Annotated in this window: 24 protein-coding genes; 8 read left to right on the top strand and 16 right to left on the bottom strand. The window is 69.8% G+C overall.

The features are described from left to right. Nucleotides 1-47: 47 nt before the first annotated feature. Nucleotides 48-857, bottom strand: a complete 810-nt coding sequence (locus AB0M02_RS12305; protein ID WP_364225078.1) for a universal stress protein — start codon at nt 855-857, stop codon at nt 48-50. An 88-nt stretch (nt 858-945) separates the two neighbouring features. Here AB0M02_RS12305 and AB0M02_RS12300 point away from each other — a divergent pair, with 88 nt between their 5' ends. Next, nucleotides 946-1,278 (top strand): helix-turn-helix domain-containing protein, encoded by a 333-nt coding sequence (locus AB0M02_RS12300; RefSeq protein ID WP_364225076.1) that lies wholly within the window; start codon nt 946-948, stop codon nt 1,276-1,278. A gap of 3 nt (nt 1,279-1,281) precedes the next feature. Beyond that, nucleotides 1,282-1,767, top strand: coding sequence for an SRPBCC domain-containing protein (locus AB0M02_RS12295; RefSeq protein WP_364225074.1), 486 nt, complete (start codon nt 1,282-1,284; stop codon nt 1,765-1,767). A gap of 171 nt (nt 1,768-1,938) precedes the next feature. On the opposite strand, the gene AB0M02_RS12290 is transcribed toward AB0M02_RS12295, so the two are convergent. From AB0M02_RS12290 to AB0M02_RS12260, 7 genes are all read right to left on the bottom strand, one after another. Beyond that, nucleotides 1,939-2,613, bottom strand: a complete 675-nt coding sequence (locus AB0M02_RS12290) for a DUF6766 family protein (RefSeq protein ID WP_364225072.1) — start codon at nt 2,611-2,613, stop codon at nt 1,939-1,941. 81 nt (nt 2,614-2,694) lie between these two features. Further along, complete coding sequence (locus AB0M02_RS12285) at nt 2,695-3,018, bottom strand: hypothetical protein (RefSeq protein WP_364225070.1); 324 nt, start codon at nt 3,016-3,018, stop codon at nt 2,695-2,697. 19 nt (nt 3,019-3,037) lie between these two features. After that, nucleotides 3,038-3,649, bottom strand: coding sequence for a TetR family transcriptional regulator (locus tag AB0M02_RS12280; RefSeq protein WP_364226056.1), 612 nt, complete (start codon nt 3,647-3,649; stop codon nt 3,038-3,040). Nucleotides 3,650-3,661: 12 nt separating this feature from the next. Further along, complete coding sequence (locus AB0M02_RS12275; RefSeq protein WP_364225068.1) at nt 3,662-4,390, bottom strand: ABC transporter permease; 729 nt, start codon at nt 4,388-4,390, stop codon at nt 3,662-3,664. Further along, entirely contained in the window at nt 4,387-5,106 is a 720-nt protein-coding gene (locus AB0M02_RS12270; RefSeq protein ID WP_364225066.1) for an ABC transporter ATP-binding protein, read from the bottom strand. Before AB0M02_RS12270 ends, AB0M02_RS12275 begins: the two co-directional genes overlap by 4 nt. Nucleotides 5,107-5,190: 84 nt before the next feature. Then, complete coding sequence (locus AB0M02_RS12265) at nt 5,191-5,838, bottom strand: phosphoribosyltransferase family protein (protein ID WP_364225064.1); 648 nt, start codon at nt 5,836-5,838, stop codon at nt 5,191-5,193. 5 nt (nt 5,839-5,843) lie between these two features. After that, nucleotides 5,844-6,518, bottom strand: coding sequence for an alpha/beta family hydrolase (locus AB0M02_RS12260; RefSeq protein ID WP_364225062.1), 675 nt, complete (start codon nt 6,516-6,518; stop codon nt 5,844-5,846). An 89-nt stretch (nt 6,519-6,607) separates the two neighbouring features. Between AB0M02_RS12260 and AB0M02_RS12255 the strand changes: the two genes are divergently transcribed. After that, nucleotides 6,608-7,000, top strand: coding sequence for a hypothetical protein (locus tag AB0M02_RS12255; protein WP_364225060.1), 393 nt, complete (start codon nt 6,608-6,610; stop codon nt 6,998-7,000). A 16-nt stretch (nt 7,001-7,016) separates the two neighbouring features. On the opposite strand, the gene AB0M02_RS12250 is transcribed toward AB0M02_RS12255, so the two are convergent. Continuing rightward, nucleotides 7,017-7,721: a GAF and ANTAR domain-containing protein gene (locus AB0M02_RS12250; RefSeq protein ID WP_364225058.1), complete on the bottom strand. Its 705-nt coding sequence runs from the start codon at nt 7,719-7,721 to the stop codon at nt 7,017-7,019. Nucleotides 7,722-7,907: 186 nt separating this feature from the next. Next, nucleotides 7,908-8,240, bottom strand: coding sequence for an STAS domain-containing protein (locus tag AB0M02_RS12245; protein ID WP_364225056.1), 333 nt, complete (start codon nt 8,238-8,240; stop codon nt 7,908-7,910). Nucleotides 8,241-8,364: 124 nt separating this feature from the next. On the opposite strand from AB0M02_RS12245, the gene AB0M02_RS12240 reads away from it, so the two are divergent. Next, the gene (locus AB0M02_RS12240) at nt 8,365-9,051 is read left to right on the top strand and encodes a GAF and ANTAR domain-containing protein (protein ID WP_364225054.1); all 687 of its coding nucleotides are present in this window, start codon (nt 8,365-8,367) and stop codon (nt 9,049-9,051) included. Nucleotides 9,052-9,139: 88 nt separating this feature from the next. Then, the gene (locus AB0M02_RS12235; protein ID WP_364225052.1) at nt 9,140-10,657 is read left to right on the top strand and encodes a family 43 glycosylhydrolase; all 1,518 of its coding nucleotides are present in this window, start codon (nt 9,140-9,142) and stop codon (nt 10,655-10,657) included. Between the two features lie 52 nt (nt 10,658-10,709). Here the strand turns inward: AB0M02_RS12235 and AB0M02_RS12230 are convergent, their stop codons facing one another. From AB0M02_RS12230 to AB0M02_RS12210, 5 genes are all read right to left on the bottom strand, one after another. Continuing rightward, the gene (locus AB0M02_RS12230) at nt 10,710-11,318 is read right to left on the bottom strand and encodes a hypothetical protein (RefSeq protein ID WP_364225050.1); all 609 of its coding nucleotides are present in this window, start codon (nt 11,316-11,318) and stop codon (nt 10,710-10,712) included. Between the two features lie 115 nt (nt 11,319-11,433). Continuing rightward, nucleotides 11,434-11,592 (bottom strand): hypothetical protein, encoded by a 159-nt coding sequence (locus AB0M02_RS12225; protein ID WP_364225048.1) that lies wholly within the window; start codon nt 11,590-11,592, stop codon nt 11,434-11,436. 87 nt (nt 11,593-11,679) lie between these two features. Further along, the gene (locus tag AB0M02_RS12220) at nt 11,680-13,056 is read right to left on the bottom strand and encodes a pyridoxal-dependent decarboxylase (RefSeq protein ID WP_364225046.1); all 1,377 of its coding nucleotides are present in this window, start codon (nt 13,054-13,056) and stop codon (nt 11,680-11,682) included. A gap of 59 nt (nt 13,057-13,115) precedes the next feature. Then, entirely contained in the window at nt 13,116-14,051 is a 936-nt protein-coding gene (locus AB0M02_RS12215) for a PrsW family glutamic-type intramembrane protease (protein WP_364225044.1), read from the bottom strand. Nucleotides 14,052-14,149: 98 nt separating this feature from the next. Next, nucleotides 14,150-15,472 carry a jacalin-like lectin gene (locus AB0M02_RS12210; RefSeq protein ID WP_364225042.1) on the bottom strand — a complete coding sequence of 441 codons (1,323 nt, stop codon included), beginning with the start codon at nt 15,470-15,472 and terminating at the stop codon, nt 14,150-14,152. Between the two features lie 144 nt (nt 15,473-15,616). Here AB0M02_RS12210 and AB0M02_RS12205 point away from each other — a divergent pair, with 144 nt between their 5' ends. Beyond that, the gene (locus AB0M02_RS12205; protein ID WP_364225040.1) at nt 15,617-17,728 is read left to right on the top strand and encodes a phosphatase PAP2 family protein; all 2,112 of its coding nucleotides are present in this window, start codon (nt 15,617-15,619) and stop codon (nt 17,726-17,728) included. Between the two features lie 170 nt (nt 17,729-17,898). Here AB0M02_RS12205 and AB0M02_RS12200 read toward each other — a convergent pair whose 3' ends face one another. Continuing rightward, nucleotides 17,899-18,654, bottom strand: a complete 756-nt coding sequence (locus tag AB0M02_RS12200) for a DeoR/GlpR family DNA-binding transcription regulator (protein ID WP_364225038.1) — start codon at nt 18,652-18,654, stop codon at nt 17,899-17,901. A 59-nt stretch (nt 18,655-18,713) separates the two neighbouring features. Here AB0M02_RS12200 and AB0M02_RS12195 point away from each other — a divergent pair, with 59 nt between their 5' ends. Both AB0M02_RS12195 and AB0M02_RS12190 read left to right on the top strand, forming a co-directional pair. Then, nucleotides 18,714-19,373 carry an NUDIX domain-containing protein gene (locus AB0M02_RS12195; RefSeq protein WP_364225036.1) on the top strand — a complete coding sequence of 220 codons (660 nt, stop codon included), beginning with the start codon at nt 18,714-18,716 and terminating at the stop codon, nt 19,371-19,373. 93 nt (nt 19,374-19,466) lie between these two features. Beyond that, a complete protein-coding gene (locus AB0M02_RS12190) occupies nt 19,467-20,813 on the top strand; it encodes a phthalyl amidase (protein ID WP_364225034.1) in 1,347 nt (448 codons plus the stop codon). Nucleotides 20,814-20,901: the final 88 nt, after the last annotated feature.

The following is a 20,901-nucleotide window of genomic DNA, read 5'->3' as shown; positions in this document are numbered from 1 at the left end:
GGTTGAGTGCACCGCCTATCGGCCACCGCTGGTGATCGTGAAGGAAATCACCTCCCCGATATCGCCGCAAGTGCCGGGACCAGCAGAATCGGGCTTTGCGCGGTGCGGGCCGGCGGAAGTCCGGCGCGGGCCAGGAGCAGACTGAGGCGGCCTCTGCGCCCGGTTCCGGCGACGAGGAGCCGGCCACGCCGGGAGGCACGATCCAATGTGTACGCGAACTCGAGCTCCGGCACCACGAGGGGTTCGACCGGCACTTCCGGGCACAGCCGGGCGCACGCCGCAACCGTCTCGGTGAGCCGTCGCTGAGCCGCGCGCCGGTCCTCGTTCCCGGGCGCCCAGACGTGCACCGCGACCAGCCGGCTGCCGGTGAGCCGGGCCTCGTCGAAGGCCTGCCGCACCGTCTCGGCGGAGCCGTCCTGCCCGGAGACCGCGACCACGACCGGCCCCCGCCGGTCGGCACCGCCGCGCCGCACGAGCAGCGGGCACCGGCAGTCCCGGGCCAGCCGTGCGGCGGTGGTGCCCCAGCCGGGCCGGCCGGGGCCCTCGTCCCGGTGGCCGATGACGAGCAGCTCGGCCCGTTCCGTACGGCCGGCGAGGAGGGCGACGGGGTCGCCGGTGAGCAGTTCGGTGCTGACCGGCAGGCCGGGGGCCCGGCTCCGGGCGCGCAGGGCGGCACTCTCCAGGAGGCGGCGCGCGTCGGACTCGGCCGGCATCGGGGCACGGCGGCGGTACCGGCCGGGCCAGCAGTGCAGCAGAAGCAGGGGTACGCCACGGCGTACCGCCTCGTCGGTGGCGAGGTCGACGGTCGCCGGGTGGGTCCGGGAGCCGTCGATCCCGGCTGCCAAGTAAGCGCCCATATTCGGACGGTAGTTCCGGGGAAGCAGCGCCCGGCACGGCCCATGGACCGGTTGCGGGAGGACCTTAGGACGGCTAACGTACAACCACATGGTTGTAGGTGCGCTTTCCGGACCGGCGACGGACCGCGTGTTCCACGCCCTGGCGGACGCCACCCGGCGCGACATCCTGATCCGGGTGATCCGGTCCGGGCAGTCCGTCAGTGAGCTGGCCCGGCACTACCCGATGAGCTTCGCCGCCGTGCAGAAGCACGTGGCGGTGCTGGAGCGCGCCGAGCTGGTCAGCAAGACCCGGCGCGGACGGGAGCAGATCGTGAACGGCGAGGTGGGCGCACTGCGCCGGGTGGCGCTGCTGCTCGACGCCTACGAGGAGATCTGGCGGCACCGGGCCGGCCGGATCGCGGACATCCTGGACGAGGAGTAGGACATGACAGTGATCAGTTCGAACAAGGACGTGGAGCGGCTGACGCTCACGTTCGTCGCCGAGTTCGACGCACCGGTCGACCGGGTCTGGCAGGTCTGGGCCGATCCGCGCAAGCTGGAGCGCTGGTGGGGCCCGCCGACCTGGCCCGCGACGTTCGAGCGGTTCGAGTTCGAGCCCGGCGGCCAGGTCCGCTACTACATGACCGGGCCGGGCGGCGAGAAGTCGCACGGCTGGTGGACCATCACCGCCATCGACGCGCCGCACCGCATCGAGTTCGACGACGGCTTCGCCGACGACAACGGCGACCCGGTCGACCCGAAGGACATCACCCACGGCGTGGTCACCCTGGAGCCGAACGGCTCGGGGACGCGGATGACCTCGGTCTCCACGTTCATCAGCGCCGAGCAGCTGGAGCGGATGTCGGCCATGGGCATGGAGGAGGGCCTGCGCCTGGCGATGGAGCAGATCGAGACGGTCCTCAAGGACTGACGGGACGGTTCGGGCCGCCGGTTGATAGAACGAACGTTCTTTCCGCCGGGCGATAGAACGAACGTTCTTTCTGGCCGCTCCGGCGGCCCGAACCGCGAAGGCCGAGCTCGACCGCTGCGCGCCCAGCGGGCCGCCCGCGCAGCGGGCGGCCCGCCCAGGCTGGTGGACTGCCTAGCCCTCGACGCCGGTTGACAGGTGTGAGCTGCCTACCGGTTTCGACTCCGGTGAGCCGCGCTGCCGCAGGTAGATCGAGAGGATCACCATGGACGCGACGGCGAGCAGCTCGGACTGCCAGTTCTGCAGGGTGCGGTTCCAGAAGTCCGGCTCGGTCAGGTACCGCTCCCAGGTCACCGGCTCCCGCAGGTCGCGCAGTTGCTCCTCGTTGAACGCGACCACGCCGGCGAGCGACTGCGCGAGCCAGGAGCCGAGGAAGAGCATGCCCATCACCAGGCCGAGCGAGTTGGCCAGCAGGGTGCCGCGCAGGCCGCCGTACCGGGCCCAGCGCGGCGACTCGCCGGTGGCGTACGCGCCGACCTTCTGTTTGCGGTCGGACTCGCGGCCCTCCTCGCCGATCTTCTTGGACTCCGGCGAGCCCTTCTGGACCAGCCAGACGGTCAGATAGATGTAGAGGAAGAACTGCAGGTACTCGGACTGCCAGTTCTCGGCCACGTCGGCGCCGAAACTGGCCGAGGTCAGGTAGCGGCCGAGCGGGACCGGTTCCATGCCGGCGGCGATCTGCTGCTGGTTGAAGTCGGCGTGACCGGCGAGCCCCTGGCCGACCAGCACGATCAGGAAGAGCGCACCGAAGACGAGGCCGAGCGAGTTCTCCCGCAGGAACCGCTTCATCGGTGCAGCACCCCCAGCGCGGCGAAGTACACCAGGCCGGCCGAGACCACCGCCAGGAGAAAGTAGTACTGGAACCGCATATCAGCCGCCGGGGAACACAGCCAGGAACACGGACTCGTCCTCGAGACGGACCAGAGCGCGTTGCCCGTACACCTGAATGTCCTGGACGGCCGACGGAGCCGGAAGATTCTCGCTCAGAATGGCCACCGCGCAGCTCTGGCCCGCGCCCTGCTCGACCTCCGCCATCGTCTCCGGGGCAAGGACGCCGCAGGCGGCCGCCCCGTCCTGGCCGGAGACCGCGCGCAGAAAGGCGGTCGCAGTCTCGGCGGCCGCGTCCTCCCGCTCACCGAGGGAGCCACAGCCGGCCAGCATCACCAGACAAATCAGGACGATGAGCCGGGGCACGCCCCCGGAGTTCCCACGATCATTCCGGCGGAAACACGCCCGGGAGGTCGTCGGTGAGGTATCGCTGGATCGTCGGGCCGATCGCCGCGACGATGGCCTCGGGCGGCGCGGACGCCAGCGGCTCCACCTTGATCACGTAACGGGCCATCGCGAGGCCGACCAGCTGGGAGGCCACCAGGGTCACCCGCAGCCGGCCCTGGACCGGGTCGAGCCCGGCCTTGGCGACGGCCCGGCGCAGGATCTGGGTGACGATGAACTCGCGGAACAGCTTGGTGGCCCACTCGTTGCCGACCGCGGAGCGCAGCATCGCGACCCCCGCCGCGCCGCCCGGGCCGTCCCAGATCCGCAGGAACGTGCGCACCAGCCGGACGCCGAGCTCGGACCGGTCGCCCTCGGTCGCCTCGGCGATCACCTGGAGCGGGTCCATCGGCGAGTTCATGCTGGCCAGGAACAGTTTGTCCTTGGTGCCGAAGTAGTGGTGCACCAGCGCCGGGTCGACCCCGGCGCCGGCCGCGATGGCACGGATGGAGGCGCCGTCGTACCCCTTCTCGGCGAACGCGGTGCGCGCCGCGTCGAGAATGGCTTCCCGGGTGTCCGGGTTGCCGGGACGGCGCCCGGTCCGTCTCACCACCACATGTGCTCCTTACGGCGTCCGGCGGCGCAGCGTCGCCGCTCCCAGGATGAGCGCGACCACGATCGCGCCGACCACGATCGTGAGGTCCCGCCACATGATGCCGGTCGGCTCGGCGTTGGCGCCCACCTCGGTCAGCGCCTCCACGGAGTAGGACATCGGGAGCAGGTTGCTGATCGCCTGCAGCCAGCCTGCCATCTCCTCCCGCGGCACGAACAACCCGCAGAGCAGGAGCTGCGGCGCGACGACGAGGGGCATGAACTGGACCGCCTGGAACTCGGTCCGCGCGAACGCGCTGCACAGCAGGCCCAGGGCCACGCCGAGGACGGCGTTGGCCACCGCGATCAGGATGACCAGGCTCACGCTGCCGGCCGTGTGCATGTCGAGGACCCAGTAGGCGAACCCGGCCGCGACGGCCGCCTGGACCGCCGCCGCCAGCCCGAAGGCCACGCCGTAGCCGAAGAGCAGGTCCAGCTTGCCGACCGGGGTCGTGAACAGGCGCTCCAGGGTGCCGGTGGTGCGCTCCCTCAGCATGGCGATGCTCGTGATCAGGAACATCACGATGAACGGGAAGATGCCCAGCATCGTCAGGGCGATGCGGTCGAAGATGTTGGGCATGCCCTCGTACATGAAATAGATCAGCGTGATCAGCAGCGTCGGCACCACGATGATCATCGCAATGGTCCGCGGGTCGTGCCGCAGCTGGGTGATGATGCGCCGGATCGTGCTCGCGAGGATCATGCCGCCACCGCCTGCTGCTTGATGAGGCGCAGGAACGCCTCGTCCAGGTCCTGCGTGCCCGCCGCGGTCTTGACCGCCGCGGGGGTGTCGTCGGCGATCAGCACTCCCTCACGGATCAGCAGGAGGCGGTCGCAACGGTTCGCCTCGTCCATCACGTGGCTGGAGACGAGCACGGTGGCGCCGTCGGCGGCGAGCCTGCGGAAGTGGTCCCACAGCTCGTCGCGGAGCACCGGGTCCTGCCCGACGGTCGGCTCGTCGAGGACGAGGACCTCGGGGCGGCTGACGATCGCGCAGGCGAGCGACGCCCGGCTGCGCTGGCCGCCGGAGAGGTTGGCGACCAGCTGGTTGCGGTGGTCGGCCAGGCCGACCGCCTCGATCGCCCGGTCCGCGTCGGCGGAGCGCAGCCGGTAGAGGCTGGCGAAGTAGCGCGTGTTCTCAGCGACCGTCAGGTCGGCGTAGACGCTCGGCGCCTGTGTCAGGTAACCGATCTTGCGGCGGAGCGGCGCCGAGCCGGCGGGGTGGCCGAGGACGGTGACCGTGCCGCCCGCGACGACCTGCACGCCGACGATCGCGCGCATCAGCGTGGTCTTCCCGCTGCCGCTCGGGCCGAGCAGGCCGGTGACGCTGCCACGCGGGATCACGCAGGAGAAGCCGTCGAGGACGACGCGCTTCCCCCGTTTGACGACGAGGCCCTCGACCTCGATCGCGGTGTCCATCTGTCCCTCCCCAGGGAAACTCATCAAGTGTTGAACTCAACGCTAGATGAATTCCTTGGGCGGGCACAACGGGCCCCGCTTATGTCAGACGTTTGCCGGGTGATGACGGGACAGGACGGCGTACACGTCCTCGTCCGTGAGCTGGGCGAAGTTCTCGTACCAGCGGCCGACTGCCAGAAAGTCGTCAGGTGCGCTGAGACACACCACCGCGTCCACCTCGGGCGCCAGCGCGTCGCGTGCCTGCGGCGCCGCGATCGGCACCGCCAGGATCAGCCGGGCCGGGCCCTGCTGCCGGATCCAGCGCAGCGCGGCGTGCGCGGTGACCCCGGTGGCCAGCCCGTCGTCGACCAGAACCACGACCCGGCCGGACACCGGCGGCGCCGGCCGGTGCCCGCGGTACCGCCGGATCCGGCGTTCCAGCTCGGCGCGCTCGGCGGCCAGGATGCCGGACAGGTCCGCCTCCCGGACCCCGGCATAGCGCAGGTTCGCCTGGTCGTAGACGGGCGGCCCGTCCTCGGCGATCGCGCCGAGGCCGAACTCCGGGTGGCCGGGTGCGCCGATCTTGCGGGCCACGACGATGTCGAGGTCGGCCTTGATCCGGTCCGCGACCGACTCCGCGACCGGCAGTCCGCCGCGCGGCAGAGCGAGAACGATGGTGTCCGATTTATCGATATAATTTGCCACTTTCTCGGCCAGGAGCCGTCCGGCCTGCACGCGATCCCGGAAGATCATCGGAGTCACCTCACCGGATCGCGCATCGCCGCGGCCAGATGCATGCTGAACCATCCGCCGGCCTCCTCGGCCACCTGATCCAATGCGCCGGGCTCCTCGAACAGATGCGTGGCGTCCGGAATGATCCGCAGCTCGGCGCGGATCCGCATGGTGTTGCGGGCCTGCTCGTTCAATTCCAGCACCCTCGGGTCGTTCTCGCCCACGATCAGCATCGCCGGGGCGCGCACCTCCAGCAGCGCGGGGCCGGCCAGGTCGGGACGGCCGCCACGGGAGACGACCGCGCGTACGGCGAAGGGCCGGGCGGCCGCGGCGACCAGGGCCGCTCCCCCGCCGGTGCTCGCGCCGAACAACCCGATCGGCAGCGCCGCGGTGGACGGGTTCTGCCGCATCCAGTCGACGATGCCCACGAGCCGGTCGGCGAGCAGCCCGATGTCGAACCGCAGATCGCCGGTACGCGTGTCGCGTGCCTCCTCCTCGGCGGTGAGCAGATCGGCGAGGACGGTGGCGAGCCCGCGCCGGTTGAGCTCCCGGGCCACGGCCTGGTTCCGCGGGCTGTGGCGTGAACTGCCGCTGCCGTGCGCGAACAGGACCGCCCCGACCGGGTGCTCCGGAAGGGTCAGGTCGGCGTCCAGGCGCACCGGCCCGACGTCGATGCGCTCCTCAGTTGTCCATGTGGTCATGACCAGGGAATACCCACAAGTTCTCAGGTCAGCCCCCGTACCGCCGATCAGGAGAGGGAAGAGCGACCACCGTCCTCGTGGAGTCCGCCATGTCCGTTTCCCGGCTCAACCGCACTCAGCAGACCCCGCCGGTCACCCCGGCCCGCTCGCCCGCCCGGGAACGGAACCAGAACGCCCGCGAGGACTCGGCGTCGCTGACCGACCGGGACCGCGAGCTGATTCTCCAGGCGACCGGGCAGCGGATCGGCACCGGCACCAACCAGGGCTGGATCAACTCGCTCGCCGCAGCCGTCGCGGCCGACCGGGCGTCCGGCAGGCTGGCGCCGGGCCAGGAGATCACCGCGCTGTACCTGAAGGACCTGGAGCGCCGGTACGACCAGAGCCCGACGGGCCGCAACCCGATCAGCGGATACCTGGAGCCAGCGCTGCGCTACCTGTCCCAGCACGGCGGCGGGGGCAACCGGATCGATGTGAGCGCCTGACCGTCCCCGTGAACGGTCAGGCGCCCGGTCCTCGTTGCGTGCGCTCCACCAGGGCGGCGGCCACGTCACGTACCTTGCGGTTGGAGTCCTGGGAGACCTTGGTGAGGATGGCGAACGCCTCGTCGGCCGTGCACCGGCGCTCGCCCATGATGATCCCCTTGGCCTGCTCGATCACCGCCCGGCTCTCCATCGCCACCTGCATGTGCTGCGCGAGGCTCGCGGTGCTGGCGTAGAGGTGCGCGTTGGCGAGAGCGACGGTCGCGTACCGCCCGAAGGCCTGCGCCAGCCGCACGGCCTCGTCGTCGAAGGCACCGGGCCGTTCGCCGTAGATGTTGAGCGCCCCGGCGACCCTCTCCTCGATCGGCAGCCCCACCGAGAGGACGCTGCCGAGGCCGGCCCCGGCGACGTGCCGGCCCCACCCGCTCCACCGCGACTCGCTCGCGGCGTCCGGCATCGAGACCGTCGTCCCGGCGGCGGCCGCCTCCAGGCACGGCCCGGCGGCCTGCTCGTACTGCTGCTGATCGAGGCGCAGCGCGTCGGCACCCACGTACGCCGCGGTGTACGCGCTGCCCTCGCGGACGAGTGTGATCGAGACCTGGCCGGCTTGCGGCAGGGTCCGGTGCGCCAGACCGGCGACACGGTCAAGGACACCGTTGAGGTCGGTCTCGCCGAGCTTGATACGACCGAGCTCGGCGGCGAAGTCGGTCGGGTCGTGCGCCATCAACGTCAGAGGATCCCCGCAGCGGACCGCAAGCCGCCGTCGGGCGGCTCGCGTTGGGTTTGCCGGTGGTGCTGCCCTGTGGGCGGTAAGGCCCACGGACCCGCGCCGCTGCTTGACGCTGGTTCGCCGGTGTCGATACGACTCCGGCCCGCAGGAGGCCGATAATACCGAAGTGGCATCGGCCCGTCAGCCGGAGACCCGCACGATGAGGTCGAGACCGGCGATCCGGACGATCTGCTCGGTGAGACCGCGCACCCCGCGCACTTCCAGCCGGTGGCCGAGCGACGCCGCCCGGCGGGCGGCCGAGGCGAGGACGTTGGCGCCCGCCGCGCCGAAAAAGCCGATGCCGCCCAGATCGCAGTAGACCAGCACACACTCCTCGACGGCGTGCAGCAGGGCGGCGTTCAGCGCCGGGCTGGTGTCGGCGTCGATCTCGCCGGTCACGGTGACCAGGCGGGCGGATGTGCCGTCGGCGGCGGTGACGCGCCGAGTGCACACCTTCAGACACGAATCAGGCATGAACCAGCCCTTACCGTCGGCGAGAACGCGATGGTGCGGGCGCCTGCTTGACCCGCACCCAACCTAGTCCCCGGGGTGTCACGGTCAAAGGATGAAATCGGCCGGGCCTGGGTACAGATTCCTCATGTCCCTGGACGCGTTCGCCGAACTCGGCCGGATCCACCTGGGCGAGAGCGACCTGGAGGGTGTGCTCGGCCAGGTCGCCTCGATCGCCCGGCGCGCGGTGCCGGGGGCCTACGAGGTCTCGGTGACGCTGGTCCGGGCGGACCGCCCGCGAACGGTCGCGCACACCGGCGACGCGGCCCTGCTGATCGACAAGTGGCAGTACGAGAACGGCCGCGGCCCCTGTCTGGACGCCGCCGCGGAGCACCGGACGATCCTGGTCGGTGACGTGGCCGCCGAGTACCGCTGGCCGGGCTGGGAGGAGAACGCCAACACGGCCGGCGTGCACAGCGCGCTCTCGGTCGGGCTGCCCATCCAGGAGCAGGTGGTCGGGGCGCTCAACATCTACGGTACGGATGTGCGGGCGTTCGACGACGACGCGGTGGTGCTGGCCGAGACGTTCGCCGGGTACGCCGCGGTCGCCCTGGCCAACGCCCACGTCTATGACACCACGGCGACCCTCGCGCAGCAGATGCAGGTGGCGATGGAGTCCCGGGCGGTGATCGAGCAGGCCAAGGGGATCATCATGAGCCAGCGGCGGTGCGGCGCCGACGAGGCGTTCGCGATCCTGTCCCGCGCCTCGCAGAGCTCCAACCGCAAACTGCGGGAGGTCGCGCAGGCCTTGGTGGAGCGTACCCAGCAGGTCTGAGCTGGGCTCTTGACACACGAATTGTGATCGTTCACATTTACGAAACACAATCCCCGTGTGCCATCCGCTCCCCCGAAAGGAAGGCATCATGCCCCCGTACCGGTCGGTGGCCGCGCGCCTGGCGCGTTCGGCCGCCGCCTTCGTCCTGCTGGCCGCCGCGTCCGTCCTCGCGGTGGTCCTCCCGCAGGCCGCCACCCCCGCACAAGCCGCCGTCACGTTCAGCAACCCGCTGGCGGCCGCCCCCTACGGAGCCGATCCGTGGATGGGCTACCACAACGGCTACTACTACATCGCGGCGACGACCTGGAACTCGCAGATCGTCGTCAAGCGCGCGACGTCGGTGGCCGCACTGCCCGGCGCCACCTACTCGGTCGTCTACACCGGCAGCGGATCCACCAACTGCTGCAACGTGTGGGCGCCGTCGCTGCACCGGCTGGCCGGGCCGAACGGCACACGCTGGTACCTCTACTACAGCGCCGGCACCCCGGCCTGCTGTGACGGCCAGCGTTCCTATGTCCTGGAGAGCTCGGGCGACAACCCGATGGGGCCGTACACGTACCGCGGCCAGCTCAACGTGCAGTCGGGCAACGGCTGGGCGATCGACGGGAGCGTGGCGACGATCAACGGCGCCAACTACTTCCTGTACTCGTCGTGGGTCGGCAACCTGCAGAGCACGTTCATCGCGCCGATGAGCAATCCGTGGACGGTTTCGGCGTACGGCACGCGGATCTCGTACCCCACGCTGTCCTGGGAGATGCAGGGCGGCAACACGCAGGAGGCGCCGTACGTGCTGCAGCGCAACGGGCAGACGTTCCTGACGTACTCGGCCAGCTCCTGCAACACGCCCGACTACAAGCTGGGCATGCTGACGCTGACCGGCAGCAACCCGCTCTCCGCCTCCTCCTGGACCAAGAAGAGCACCCCGATCTTCCAGCGCAGCGACGGCAACGGCGTTTACGGCCCCGGCGGCCAGGGCTTCTTCACCTCGCCCGACGGCGCCGAGACCTGGCTCGTCTACCACGCCAACGAGAGCACCTCGCAGGGCTGCGGCGGCACCCGCACCACCCGGATCAAGAAGATCAGCTGGAACTCCGACGGCTCACCCAACCTCGGCACCCCCGACGCCGTCGGCGCCACCCTCACCGCACCGTCCGGCGACCCCGGCGGCAGCGTCTCCTTCCCGGTGGCGGGCACCCGGTACCGCCTGATCAACCAGAACAGCGGCAAGGTCCTCGACGCCCAGAACTGCGGCACCGCGAACGGCACGGCGATCCAGCAGTGGTCGTCGCTCGGCAACGCGTGCCAGCAGTGGACCTTCACCCGCCTGGCGAGCAACTACTACCGCATCACCAACGCCAACAGCGGAACCGTCCTTGACTCGGTCAACTGCGGCACCGCGAACGGCACGGCCCTGAACCTCTGGGCCTCCCTCGGCAACGTCTGCCAGCAGTGGAGCCTGACCCCGATCAGCGGCGGATATCTCATCGCGAACCGGGGTAACGGGCTGGTCCTGGACGTGACCAACTGCGGCACCGGCGACGGTGTGGCGGTGCGGCAGTGGGGCGCGCTGGGCAACAACTGCCAGCAGTGGAACATCACGGCCTAGCCTCGTCCGTGGAGGGCGCCGGCTTCCCGCCGGCGCCCTCCAACAGCCGCGATCACAGGCAGGGCGGCGTGTAGCGGTCGACGCGGAGGCTGCGGAACTCGATCTCGTTGGCGGTCTTGCCGACGAAGACGAAGCCCCGGGCCTCGCTGAGTGCCTCGTCGAACGGGTGGGCCGGGGCGCCCAGCTCGGGCAGGGAGGTCCACGCCTGCGGCCGGAAGCTGAAGAAGCGGGTCACAGTGCGGCCGTGCGTCGACGGGATCCTGGTGAGCCACTGGGCGCCGCCGCTCCAGTGCGAGGCGGAGCGGAGCTGGACGTAGAGGTCGTCGGTGGCGCTGTAGGTGAGGCGGAACCCGGCGGACCTGGTGAGGTCGGCCTGTGCCTCGAACTGATTGCCGAGCCAGACCACGACGACGTGCCACTCGTCGTTGAGGAAGGAGACGCGGGCGGCGTACCTCTGGCCTCGGTGGGCCGGGACGAGCAGGCTGCCGGTGGCCGGGACGGTGGTGCCCTCGCCGCTGGCGATCCACTGCTGGAGGCGGTCGATCGACGGCGTCGCGCACTCGCGGGAGTGTCCGGGCGTGGCCGTCGCCGCGGGCGCTGTCACCGCCGCGCCTCCCGCGAGCCCGAGTGCCAGTGCCATCGCAAAAGCCGTCTTCCGCACGATCCCACTCCTCAGTAAATTTTGTTAAGAGTTACCGGAGTGGGGCATCGCAGTCAAGAGCATCGATGGGCTTGCCCGGACGCCCCGCACCTGCGCGGGACGTCCGGGTGGTGTGTCATGCCTGGGTGACGGGCACCTCGGCGTTGACGTCGAACAGCGTGGTGTTCGTTGCCGCGTCCTCGGAATGGCCGGCCCTGCTCACTGTCGTTACCGCCACCGCGAGCAGCGCGGCGACCGCTGCGGCTCCGAAGCCGGCGATGATCCAGCGGTTCATGATTGCCTCCCCGTAGCTCGGCCGGGAGTGGCCCCGGCGCTGACATCGACATGGATTCGCAGTGCCGCGGGGCGCGGATGGGTCGGGTCAGCTCAGGAGTTCGCGGAGCACCTCGAACACGCGGTCCTCGTCGGCCTCGACGGTTCGCCAGTTGCTGAACGCCGCCCGCAATGCCGGTTGTCCCTGGTAAACGGTGGGCGTCAGGAATGCCTCGCCGGATTCCGCGATCGCGTTGACGACAGCCGGGACCTGGGCGGTAATGGTGAAACAGACGACGTTCAGGCGTACCGGAGAAAGCAGGCGCACGCCGGGCAGCGCCGCGAGACGCACGCCCAGCCGATGGGCCGCCCGGATGGTGCGGGAAACGATTTCCCGGTGCCCTTCCACACCGTATGCGGTCAGCGCGAACCAGGCGGAAAGGGCCCGCAGGCGGCGCGAGTTCTCCGGGGTCAGGTGAAAATAGTCGGGAGCCTCGTCGCTGGGGGCGGGAAGATAGGCCGCCGCGTTCTGGAACACCCGCATCTGCAGATCCCGCCGCCGGGTGAACTGCACCGCCGAATCGTAGGGAACGTTGAGCCATTTGTGCAGGTCGACGCAGATCGAGTCGGCCTCGGCCAGGCCGTCGACCAGGTGCGCGTGCTCCGGCGACAGGGCCGCGAACCCGCCGAAAGCGGCGTCGACGTGCAGCCAGAACGGGTGTCGCTCACGCAACGCGGCGATGGCTCGCAGGTCGTCGAAATCGACCGTGTTGACGGTTCCGGCATTGGCCACCACGATTGCCGGGCGACCGTTCAGGGCGACGAGTTCCGCTTCCAATTCTTCAAGATCAACCGCTTCGCGGCCTTTGATCGTACGCACTGAGCGCACCGAATCCCGGCCGAGCCCGAGCATCGACAGCGATTTGTAAATGCTGGAGTGTGGCGTACCGGACAACACCGTGACCGCGCCCAGCGCCGCCACACCCTGCCGCGCGATCGAGATCCCGGCCTGGTCCCCGAGCCATTCCCGGCCAATCGCGAGCCCGACGAGATTCGACATCGTGGCGCCGCTGACGAAGGAACCGGTGAACGTGGCGGAACCCAGGTGGAGCATTTCCGCGAGCCAGGAGACGGTCTCGTCCTCGAGTGCGGCCGCCGACGAACCGGACCGATTCGACGCGTTCTGGTCGAAGGCGCTGGTGAGCCAGTCCCCGGCGACGGCGGCCGGAGTGGCACCGCCGGTGACGAAGCCGAGATAGCGCGGGCCGGCGCTGCCGGAGAATCCTGGCGCCCATCGCTCGTCGAACTGCTCGAGGGCGCCGGCTGTCCCGACCCCGTCCGTGGGCACCGGAGTGGGTTCGGACGGGGTCGGGCGGGCGGCGACGGGGCGGTCGTCCAGGGCGGCCAGGACGCGGGTGGCGTAGTCGCGGGTGGACTGGAGGAGTTCGGGCAGGTCGGTGAGGTCGGCGGAGAGTCGTGGATGCACGTCTTGACGCTAGGTCTGGTGGGTTCTGGCTGTCGCGGGCCAGTTCGGGAGTGGTGGGTCTACCGGCGTCCCGCTTCCATGCGCCTGGTTTCCAGGGGGCCCGTTTCCACACGTCCCACTCCCGGGCCGACCGCTCCCTGGCCTCCCGATCCCAGGCCGGACGCTCCCTGGACGCCCGATCCCAGGCCGGCCGCTTCCAGGCGGGCGGCGCGGTGTCGCACGCCGATGAGCCAGGCCACGCCGATCAGTGAGCTGAGGATCAGGCCGCCCCAGGAGATGATCGTGAAGAGGTGGGCCTGCGCGGCGGTCGTCTCGTTCCCGGCCAGCACCAGCGTGACCACTCGCGCGATCCCGTCCATGCCGTCCCAGAGCGCGTGCAGCACCGCCACACCGAGGTAGGCGGCGAACACCCGCCGGCGCGACGACTTCGCTGCCGTCGCGAAGAGGACACCGCCGAGGATCGCGGTCCACAGGCCGTGCCCGACAGGGGTGAGCACGCCGCGCAGCAACTCGGTCTCGACGAGGGTGGTGAGGGAGAGGCCCTGCTGGGTGAACAGGGCGGTGAAGGCGTACCCGGCTGACTCGAACGCCGCGAACCCGAAGCCGACGGAGGCGCCGAGGATCACGCCGTCTATCGCGTACCGGTGCTGCAACCGGCGAGTGAGGAAGACCAGTGCCGCCAGTTTCGCCGCCTCCTCGATGAGGCCGACACCGAGGTAGAAGACCGGGGAAGGGTGAAGCAGGTACGCCTCCAGCAGCGAGGCGGCGAGAACACCGAGAACGCCGCCGGTGACGAACGTGCTGAACAGCCGTTCCGAGGTGACCTCACTGCTGTGCCTGCGACCGGAGGCCCAGACCACGAACGTCACGGGGACCAGGAAGCTGCCGAGCAGCACGATCGTGGGGATGAGGTTCGGGTTGCCGGTGGCGAAGGTGACCACCACCGTGAGCAGCCAGAGCCCGAGGCCGGTGAGAAAGACTCGTTGCCATTTCATGTGCGCCTCCCGCGCTTGCCGGGCCGGACCGGCCCTGGCCGATGCGGCACCGGGGTACCCGGCCCGGTGCCGCAGCACGCGGAAATGAGACGTACGAGTCAGCGACGCGTGTAGATGAACCCGATTTTGTCGACTTCGCCGCCCGTTCTTCCGTGGAATCCCGCGATCTGCCACCCGCTCGGCGCGGTACGGGTCACGCAGTCGCTCGTGGTCGTCCCGCCGGCCACACTGTTGCCGAGGTTGGTCGTGAACTTCGCGAAGAAGATCCTGGTCGTTCCGCTGTACTTCGCCCGGCACAACTCGGCACCGGTCACGTACTCGGTGGCGCCGAGTGTCAACGTTCTCGCCGTTCCACCGGTACCGCCGTGGGCGAGGGCCACTCCCCCGGACAGCGCGATGCTCACCTGGTCGACCCGTGACCCGGCCCGGATGCCGATCGACGTCGCCCGGGCACCGGCCGCCACCGCCCCGATGTCGTTGAAGTAGCTCCCGTGCGGGCCGCCGAACTGCTCGCTGAACTCGTAATTCGTGTTCGTCGACCAGCTGAACGCCGTGCTGATCGGGAAGTGGTCGGAGAGCATCAGCCCGCCTGCGGTGCGGAAACCCAGGTGCTCGTTGGCGTACGCGGTCGCGTTCAGTGTGACGAACCGGCTGCTCCGGTAGAGGACCTTGTCCACCACCTCGCAGGTGTCGGTGATCGCCGCGGCGTCGCACAGCATCGCCTCCGACCCGGCCGCCGGTGCGACACCGCCGCGCTCCACCTTCAGCCACGCGTCGGTGAGCCCGTTGGCAGCGGTGAACTCGCGGATCGTGTCGGCTGCTCGCGTGTACCGCGTGTTGGTGTCACCCGCCACGACGACCGCGTTGCCGGCCGAGTGGGTGGCGAGAAATGCCGAGAGCTGATTGAGGTTGTCCGCCCGTGACGCCTGGTCCCCGCTGCTGGTCCCGGCGTTGGTGTGCAGGTCGTAGAAGTCGACGTACACGCCCTCCGCCAGCCGAACGCGCATGAACGTGAAGCCCTTCGGCGTCAGGCAGTCGCCGGAGTCCCACTGGCAGGAGTTCCAGTCGCCGCGCTCGAAGTCGTCGGTGTCGTACGCGAGTGTGGACAGGCTGTTCAGCCCCGAGCCGATGCCCGCACCACCGCTGGTCGGGGTCCGGTAGGGGTGCGTGGTGTCGGCGGCGTAGAGGTAGGCGTGGTAGTTGAAGTCCTCCTGAACCTGCACGATTTCGTACGGTCCGAGGCGCTGCCCGATCGCGGTGGTGGCGCTCTGCCGGTCGGTCTCCGCGCTGGAGATCAGGTCGGGCAGACCCGCGATGTTGTAGGTGAGCAGGTCGAACGTGCCGCTTGCGGCGGCATCGGCGGGCGCGGGGATCGCGATCAGTGAGGCGGCGAGGGCGAGGGCGGCGAGGGTTCGCTTCACGCAACACATTGGAGACCTTCGAAGTCTTGCGCGCAACGGATTCGAAGGATGTTCACGTTCACAACATGGGGATGTGGCTTCCGGGTCGCCGTCCGTCCGAAGGCTGTGATCGCCGATCATGCCCTCGTCAACGGAGCTTCCTACATGAACGTCAGCCGCCGTACTCTGCTGCGCGCTTCCGCCGCCGGCGCCGTCGGCCTGGTCGCCGCACCCGCCGCCGCTTCTGGCGCCGCTTCCGGCGCCGGTCTTGTAGTCGCCTCCTTCGTTGACGACTACAAGACCAACGTCACGGCGAATCTGACCGCTGAGACCAACGCGGCTGTCCGCATCCTCTCCGGGATGCAGCGCGTCTGGACCACGGGCACGGCCTGGAACACCGGCTCCGCCCGGGACGAACAGTTTCTGCGCGCGAACATCCGGTACTGCGTGAAAACCACGACTCATCGGTCCGCTGAGGCTGCGGCGCGCGCGTTCATCGTGGACCGCCAGCATCAGAGCTACTCGGTGATCGCCGGCCTCGGCCCGCTCGCCGATCTCTACAAGGCGGGCGCGCTCGCCGTCACCGGCATCACCACGGCGCCCGCGTCCACGCCCGCCACCACGATCAGCGACGCCGTGCCCGCGGGCGCCCCGGCCGGTTCCACGCTGGGCGCCGGCAATCCGGCCTCCGAGCTCGGCAAGGTGGTCACGCTGGTCAACACGCTGCGCGGCTCGTGGTCGTCCGGCAATCCGAGCAAGTTCGCCTACCAGTACCCGCGGCCCTGGCGACTCACCGCCGGGAGCGAGGTCACCGACACGGGCACCGTGGACGAGTTCGGCTATCCGGTCTACGAATCCGCCACGATCGTCGCGCCGCAACTCCTGCGTCAGCGAAGCACCAACCCGGCTGAGGACGGCGGTTTCGTCAGCGGTCACACCAACGCGCTGTTCCTTGCCGCGCTCGCGTTCGCTTACGCCGTGCCCGAGCGCTTCCAGGAGATGGTGACCACCGCGTACGACCTGGCGGAAACACGCATCATCGCGGGAATGCACTCACCGGCCGACGTCATCGGGGGTCGAATCCTCGGGACCGCGCTGGCCGCCGCGATCCTGAGCGACGCGGCGAACGCGACCCTCAAGGCCGACGCGCGCGCCCAGGCGCTGCGGTTCTTCCAGGAGCGGGTGGGTGGAGACGTGCACACTTTCGCGCACTCCACGAACATTTCCTCCGATGCGTACGCCAGCCGCGCCACCAACGCGTCGATCGTCCGCCCGAAGCAGACCTACGGCCTTCCCGCTCGTCGTTCGTCCGGTGCGCGAATGGTCGTACCCAAGGGTGCTGAAGTTCTCCTGGAAACCCGTCTGCCGTATCTGGACGCCCAGCAGCGCCGGGAGGTCCTCCGCACCACGGCCCTGGACGCCGGCAACCCACTCCTCGACGGCCCGGAAGCGTGGGGCCGCCTCGACCTGTTCACCGCCGCCGACGGCTACGGCGCCTTCGACCAGACCGTGGCCGTCACGATGGACGCCACCGCGGGCGGCTTCTCCGCAACCGACACGTGGCGCAACAACATAACCGGCCGCGGCGGCCTGCTGAAGCACGGAACCGGCACCCTGACGCTGGCCGGCGCCAACCGCTACCGGGGCGGCACGGCCGTTGCTCAGGGCACCCTGGTCGCCGCCACGCCCTCAGCGCTGGGCACCGGCCCCGTAGTTCTGAACGGCGGCACCCTGCGCCTTGCCACCCCCACGGTCCACACAGCCGGCACCTTCCACCACGACACCGGCACCCTGGCCCTCTCCCTGGGCCCCCACGGCGCGACCCTCGCCGCCCAAAGCACGACCCCCGCCGCCCAAAGCGCGACCCTCGCCGCCCAAAGCGCGACCCTCGCCGCCCAAAGCGCGACCCCCGCCGCCCAAAGCGCGACCCCCGCCGCCCAAAGCGCGACCCCCGCCGCCCAAAGCGCGACCCCCGCCGCCCAAAGCGCGACCCCCGGTGCGGCCCCCGGCGCCCGCGACGCGGCCCACGAAGCCCACAGCTCGGCCCACGTTGCGCACGGTGCGGCCCTCGTCGTCCGCGGCGAAGCCGTCCTGGGCGCCCACTCGGTCCTGGAGATCGCCGTAACCCCGTCGGTGAAGCTCGACAAGCCGTTCCCGATCCTCGAAGCTCGCCGCATCCGGGGCCGCTTCGCCAAGGTCGTGGTAACCACCCCCGGCTACCGCGCCGACCTCTTCCAGGACACCGACTCGATCTCCGTCCGTCTACGCCCCGCCTGACTTTCCTCCCACGACAGCACTGTGCGCCGCCGAGACCCCCGGCCGGCGCACAGTGCTGTCGCCGTCCCAGCCCGCAGAGATGCGCACTGTGCCAGACTTCCGTCCGCTCGAGGTGCGCACTGTTGCCAGTTTTCCTCCGCGAGTGCGTGTTTCTGTCGGCTTTCCCGCGTTCAGGCCGGGATGATCGTGACGCCGGCCCTTCGCAGGGAGCGCATCGTCGGATGGTCGCCCGGCGCGTCCGTGATCACGCCGCCGACAGCGTTCGACGGCAACACCACGAACGGTGAGGCCGCGCCGATCTTCTCGCTGCTGGCCAGGACGTAGGTGTCAGCCGCCCGCCCGGCGAAAGTGCGCTTCATCGCGGCCTCGTCGGCATCCCCCGTGGTCAGGCCGGCCTCAGCATGCACCCCCGTCACTCCCATGAGAAAAAGATCCGCACTGATCCGCTGGACCGCCTCGGCCGTCGCGGCCCCACAGGTCACAGCGCTGTGCTTGAAAAGGCGGCCGCCAAGCACATAGACATCGACGGACGGATGCTCGACCAGCGCGGCCGCAACCGTGGGACTGTGCGTCACGATCGTGGCGACCAGATCCCTGGGTAGCGCGGCAGTGACCGCGAGCGCCGTCGTGCCACCATCGAGCAGGACAGTGCTTCCGGGCCGGATCAGCGCGACCGCAGCGGTCGCGACGCGCGCCTTGCTGGACGGCGACACAGTGGTCCGGGTCGCGTAATCCGCGACCGCCGGTGACACTGGCAGCGCACCGCCGTAAACGCGCTGGCAGAGACCTGCAGCGGCGAGCTCCCGCAGGTCGCGCCGGATGTTGTCCTCGGCGACGCCGAGTTCCCAGGCGATCTCCTTGGCGACGAGCTTGCCGTCGCTCTCGAGACGGGCCAGGAGGAAGTCGCGCCGCTCCGCCGCCAACATTACGTGATTCTCCTTATTATTGTCGACTCTTACGTGTTTCCCAGTGTAGGTTCCCCCTCGTGACGAACACACCCGGCATCGACGTCCCCGACGCCCGTGGCCGCACCGGCCTCGATCAGGTGGGGCGGGACCTCAGCGGCAACCCGTCCGTGATCGTGCGCGATGTGGAGCTGCTGGCGACCGCCTGGCACGTGTTGCGGCGGACCACCTACGACTTCCAGCGGCGGGACGGCAGCTGGACCAGGGAGCAGCGGGAGACCTATGACCGCGGCGACGGCGCGACCGTGCTGCTCTACGATCCGGCGCGTGCGACCGTCCTGCTCACCAGGCAGTTCCGCTTCCCGGTCTATGTGAACGGGCACCCCGACGGGATGTTCGTCGAGACCGCCGCCGGCCTGCTCGACGGCGACGACCCCGCGGCGGCGATCCGGCGGGAGGCAGCCGAGGAGCTGGGCGTCGACATCGGAGAGTTGCGGCCGGTGTTCAACGTCTGGATGAGCCCGGGTTCGGTGACCGAGCGGCTGCACTGCTTCGCCGCTCCCTACAGCTCAGGGTCGCGGACCGGCGCAGGCGGCGGCCTGGAGTCCGACGGCGAGGACATCGAGGCCGTGGAGCTGCCGTTCGCCACCGCGCTCAAAGCAATCGAAACCGGCGAGATCGCGGACGCCAAAACCATCATGCTGCTCCAGTGGGCCGCCCTCCGAGGCCCGTTCTCCTGAAAACACGATCCACACCCGGGCTTCGGCATTGCCGTACACGCGACCTTGACACAACCGCACAGGCCACATTGGATGTTACCGGGAGGTAACGTCATGATCGTTCGCCGTGCCCTGGTCCTTGCTTCCGCGCTCCTTCTCTTCGCGCCCGCGATCCCCGCTCAAGCCGCCGCAGTCTGCTCCGCACCGACCCCCGGCCTGGACGGTTACCTGGTGGCCGACCCGGACTGCGACATCGACGGAAAGCCTTTCGAGGCACTGCCCGACGCCCAGACGCACACCGGAATCCGGGACGGCGCCGCCTACCGGATCGAGGTGCCCGGCAATTGGAACGGCCGTCTCGTGGTCTGGGCCCACGGATATCGCGGAACCGGCAGGACGGTCTGGACCGAGTCCCCGTCGCTCCGGGCGCACTTCATCGCGAACGGGTTCGCCTGGACCTCCTCCTCCTACGCGACGAATGGTTATGACGTGGGCCAGGGAGTACGCGACTCCCACGCCCTCATCGCCCTGTTCCGAAAGGTCACCGGCAAATCCGCCCGCCAGGTCTACATGGCCGGCGCCTCGATGGGCGGCCACATCACCGCCGTCGCCATCGAGGAGTTCCCGAAATCGTTCGTCGGTGCGATGCCCGTGTGCGGTGTGCTCGGCGACACCGAACTGTTCGACTACTTCCTCGACGCGAATGTCACGGCCGCCGCGCTCGCCGGCGTACCCATTTCGTTCCCGCTGCAGCCCGGTGCCGGCTATCCGGCGGAGTGGGCGGCCCAGGTTGCGCAGATCATGCCCGCGCTGAACGGCACCGCGGCCGGAAAGACCTGGTCCGGCGTCGTGGAGCGGCGCAGCGGCGGTGAGCGCCCCGGCTTCGATTCGGCCTTCGCCTATTGGAACGCCGCCTCCCAGAACGGCCTGCCGTTCCTGCAGAGCCTCTGGCCGGGCCTGAGCGGCGGCACCGCGGGGATCGCATCCGGAAATCTGACCGACAACCGGCACGCCTTCTACCGCTCGACCGACAGCGCCTGGCCCTCACACACGGACTGGAACCTCAACCGAACCGTGCTGCGCGTCAAACGGACCGCCACCGCCGATCCCGGCCTGGCCGGCGTGCCGCGCATCGACGGAAAGCCGCCCGTCCCGGTCCTGTCGCTGCACGGCATCGGCGACCTGTTCGTACCGTTCTCGATGGAACAGGAATACGCCCGCGAAACGCTCCGGAACCACCGCTCGCACCTGTTCGTGTCCCGCGCCATCCGGGACGTCGCGCACTGCGGTTTCACCCAGGCCGAATTGCAGCGCGGCTTCGACGACCTGGTCCGCTGGGTGCGAACCGGCCACCGCCCCGCCGGCGACGCCATCCTGGACCGGCGCAAGGTAGCCGCGGCGACTTTCGGTTGCCGTTTCACCGAGGGGGTACGCGCAGCCTTCGTCGCCCCACCCTGCTGAGCAAAGTGCACGAAACGCTGAGCAAAGTGCACGAAACGCTGAGCACAATTCACGAAACGCTGAGCACAGTTCACGGAACGCGGCGACT

The sequence above is a fragment of the Actinoplanes sp. NPDC051861 genome (assembly GCF_040681145.1).
In the GTDB taxonomy this organism is placed as follows: Bacteria; Actinomycetota; Actinomycetes; order Mycobacteriales; family Micromonosporaceae; genus Actinoplanes.
Note: the sequence above shows the minus strand (reverse complement) of the source record. Positions and strands in the feature narration are given on the sequence as shown.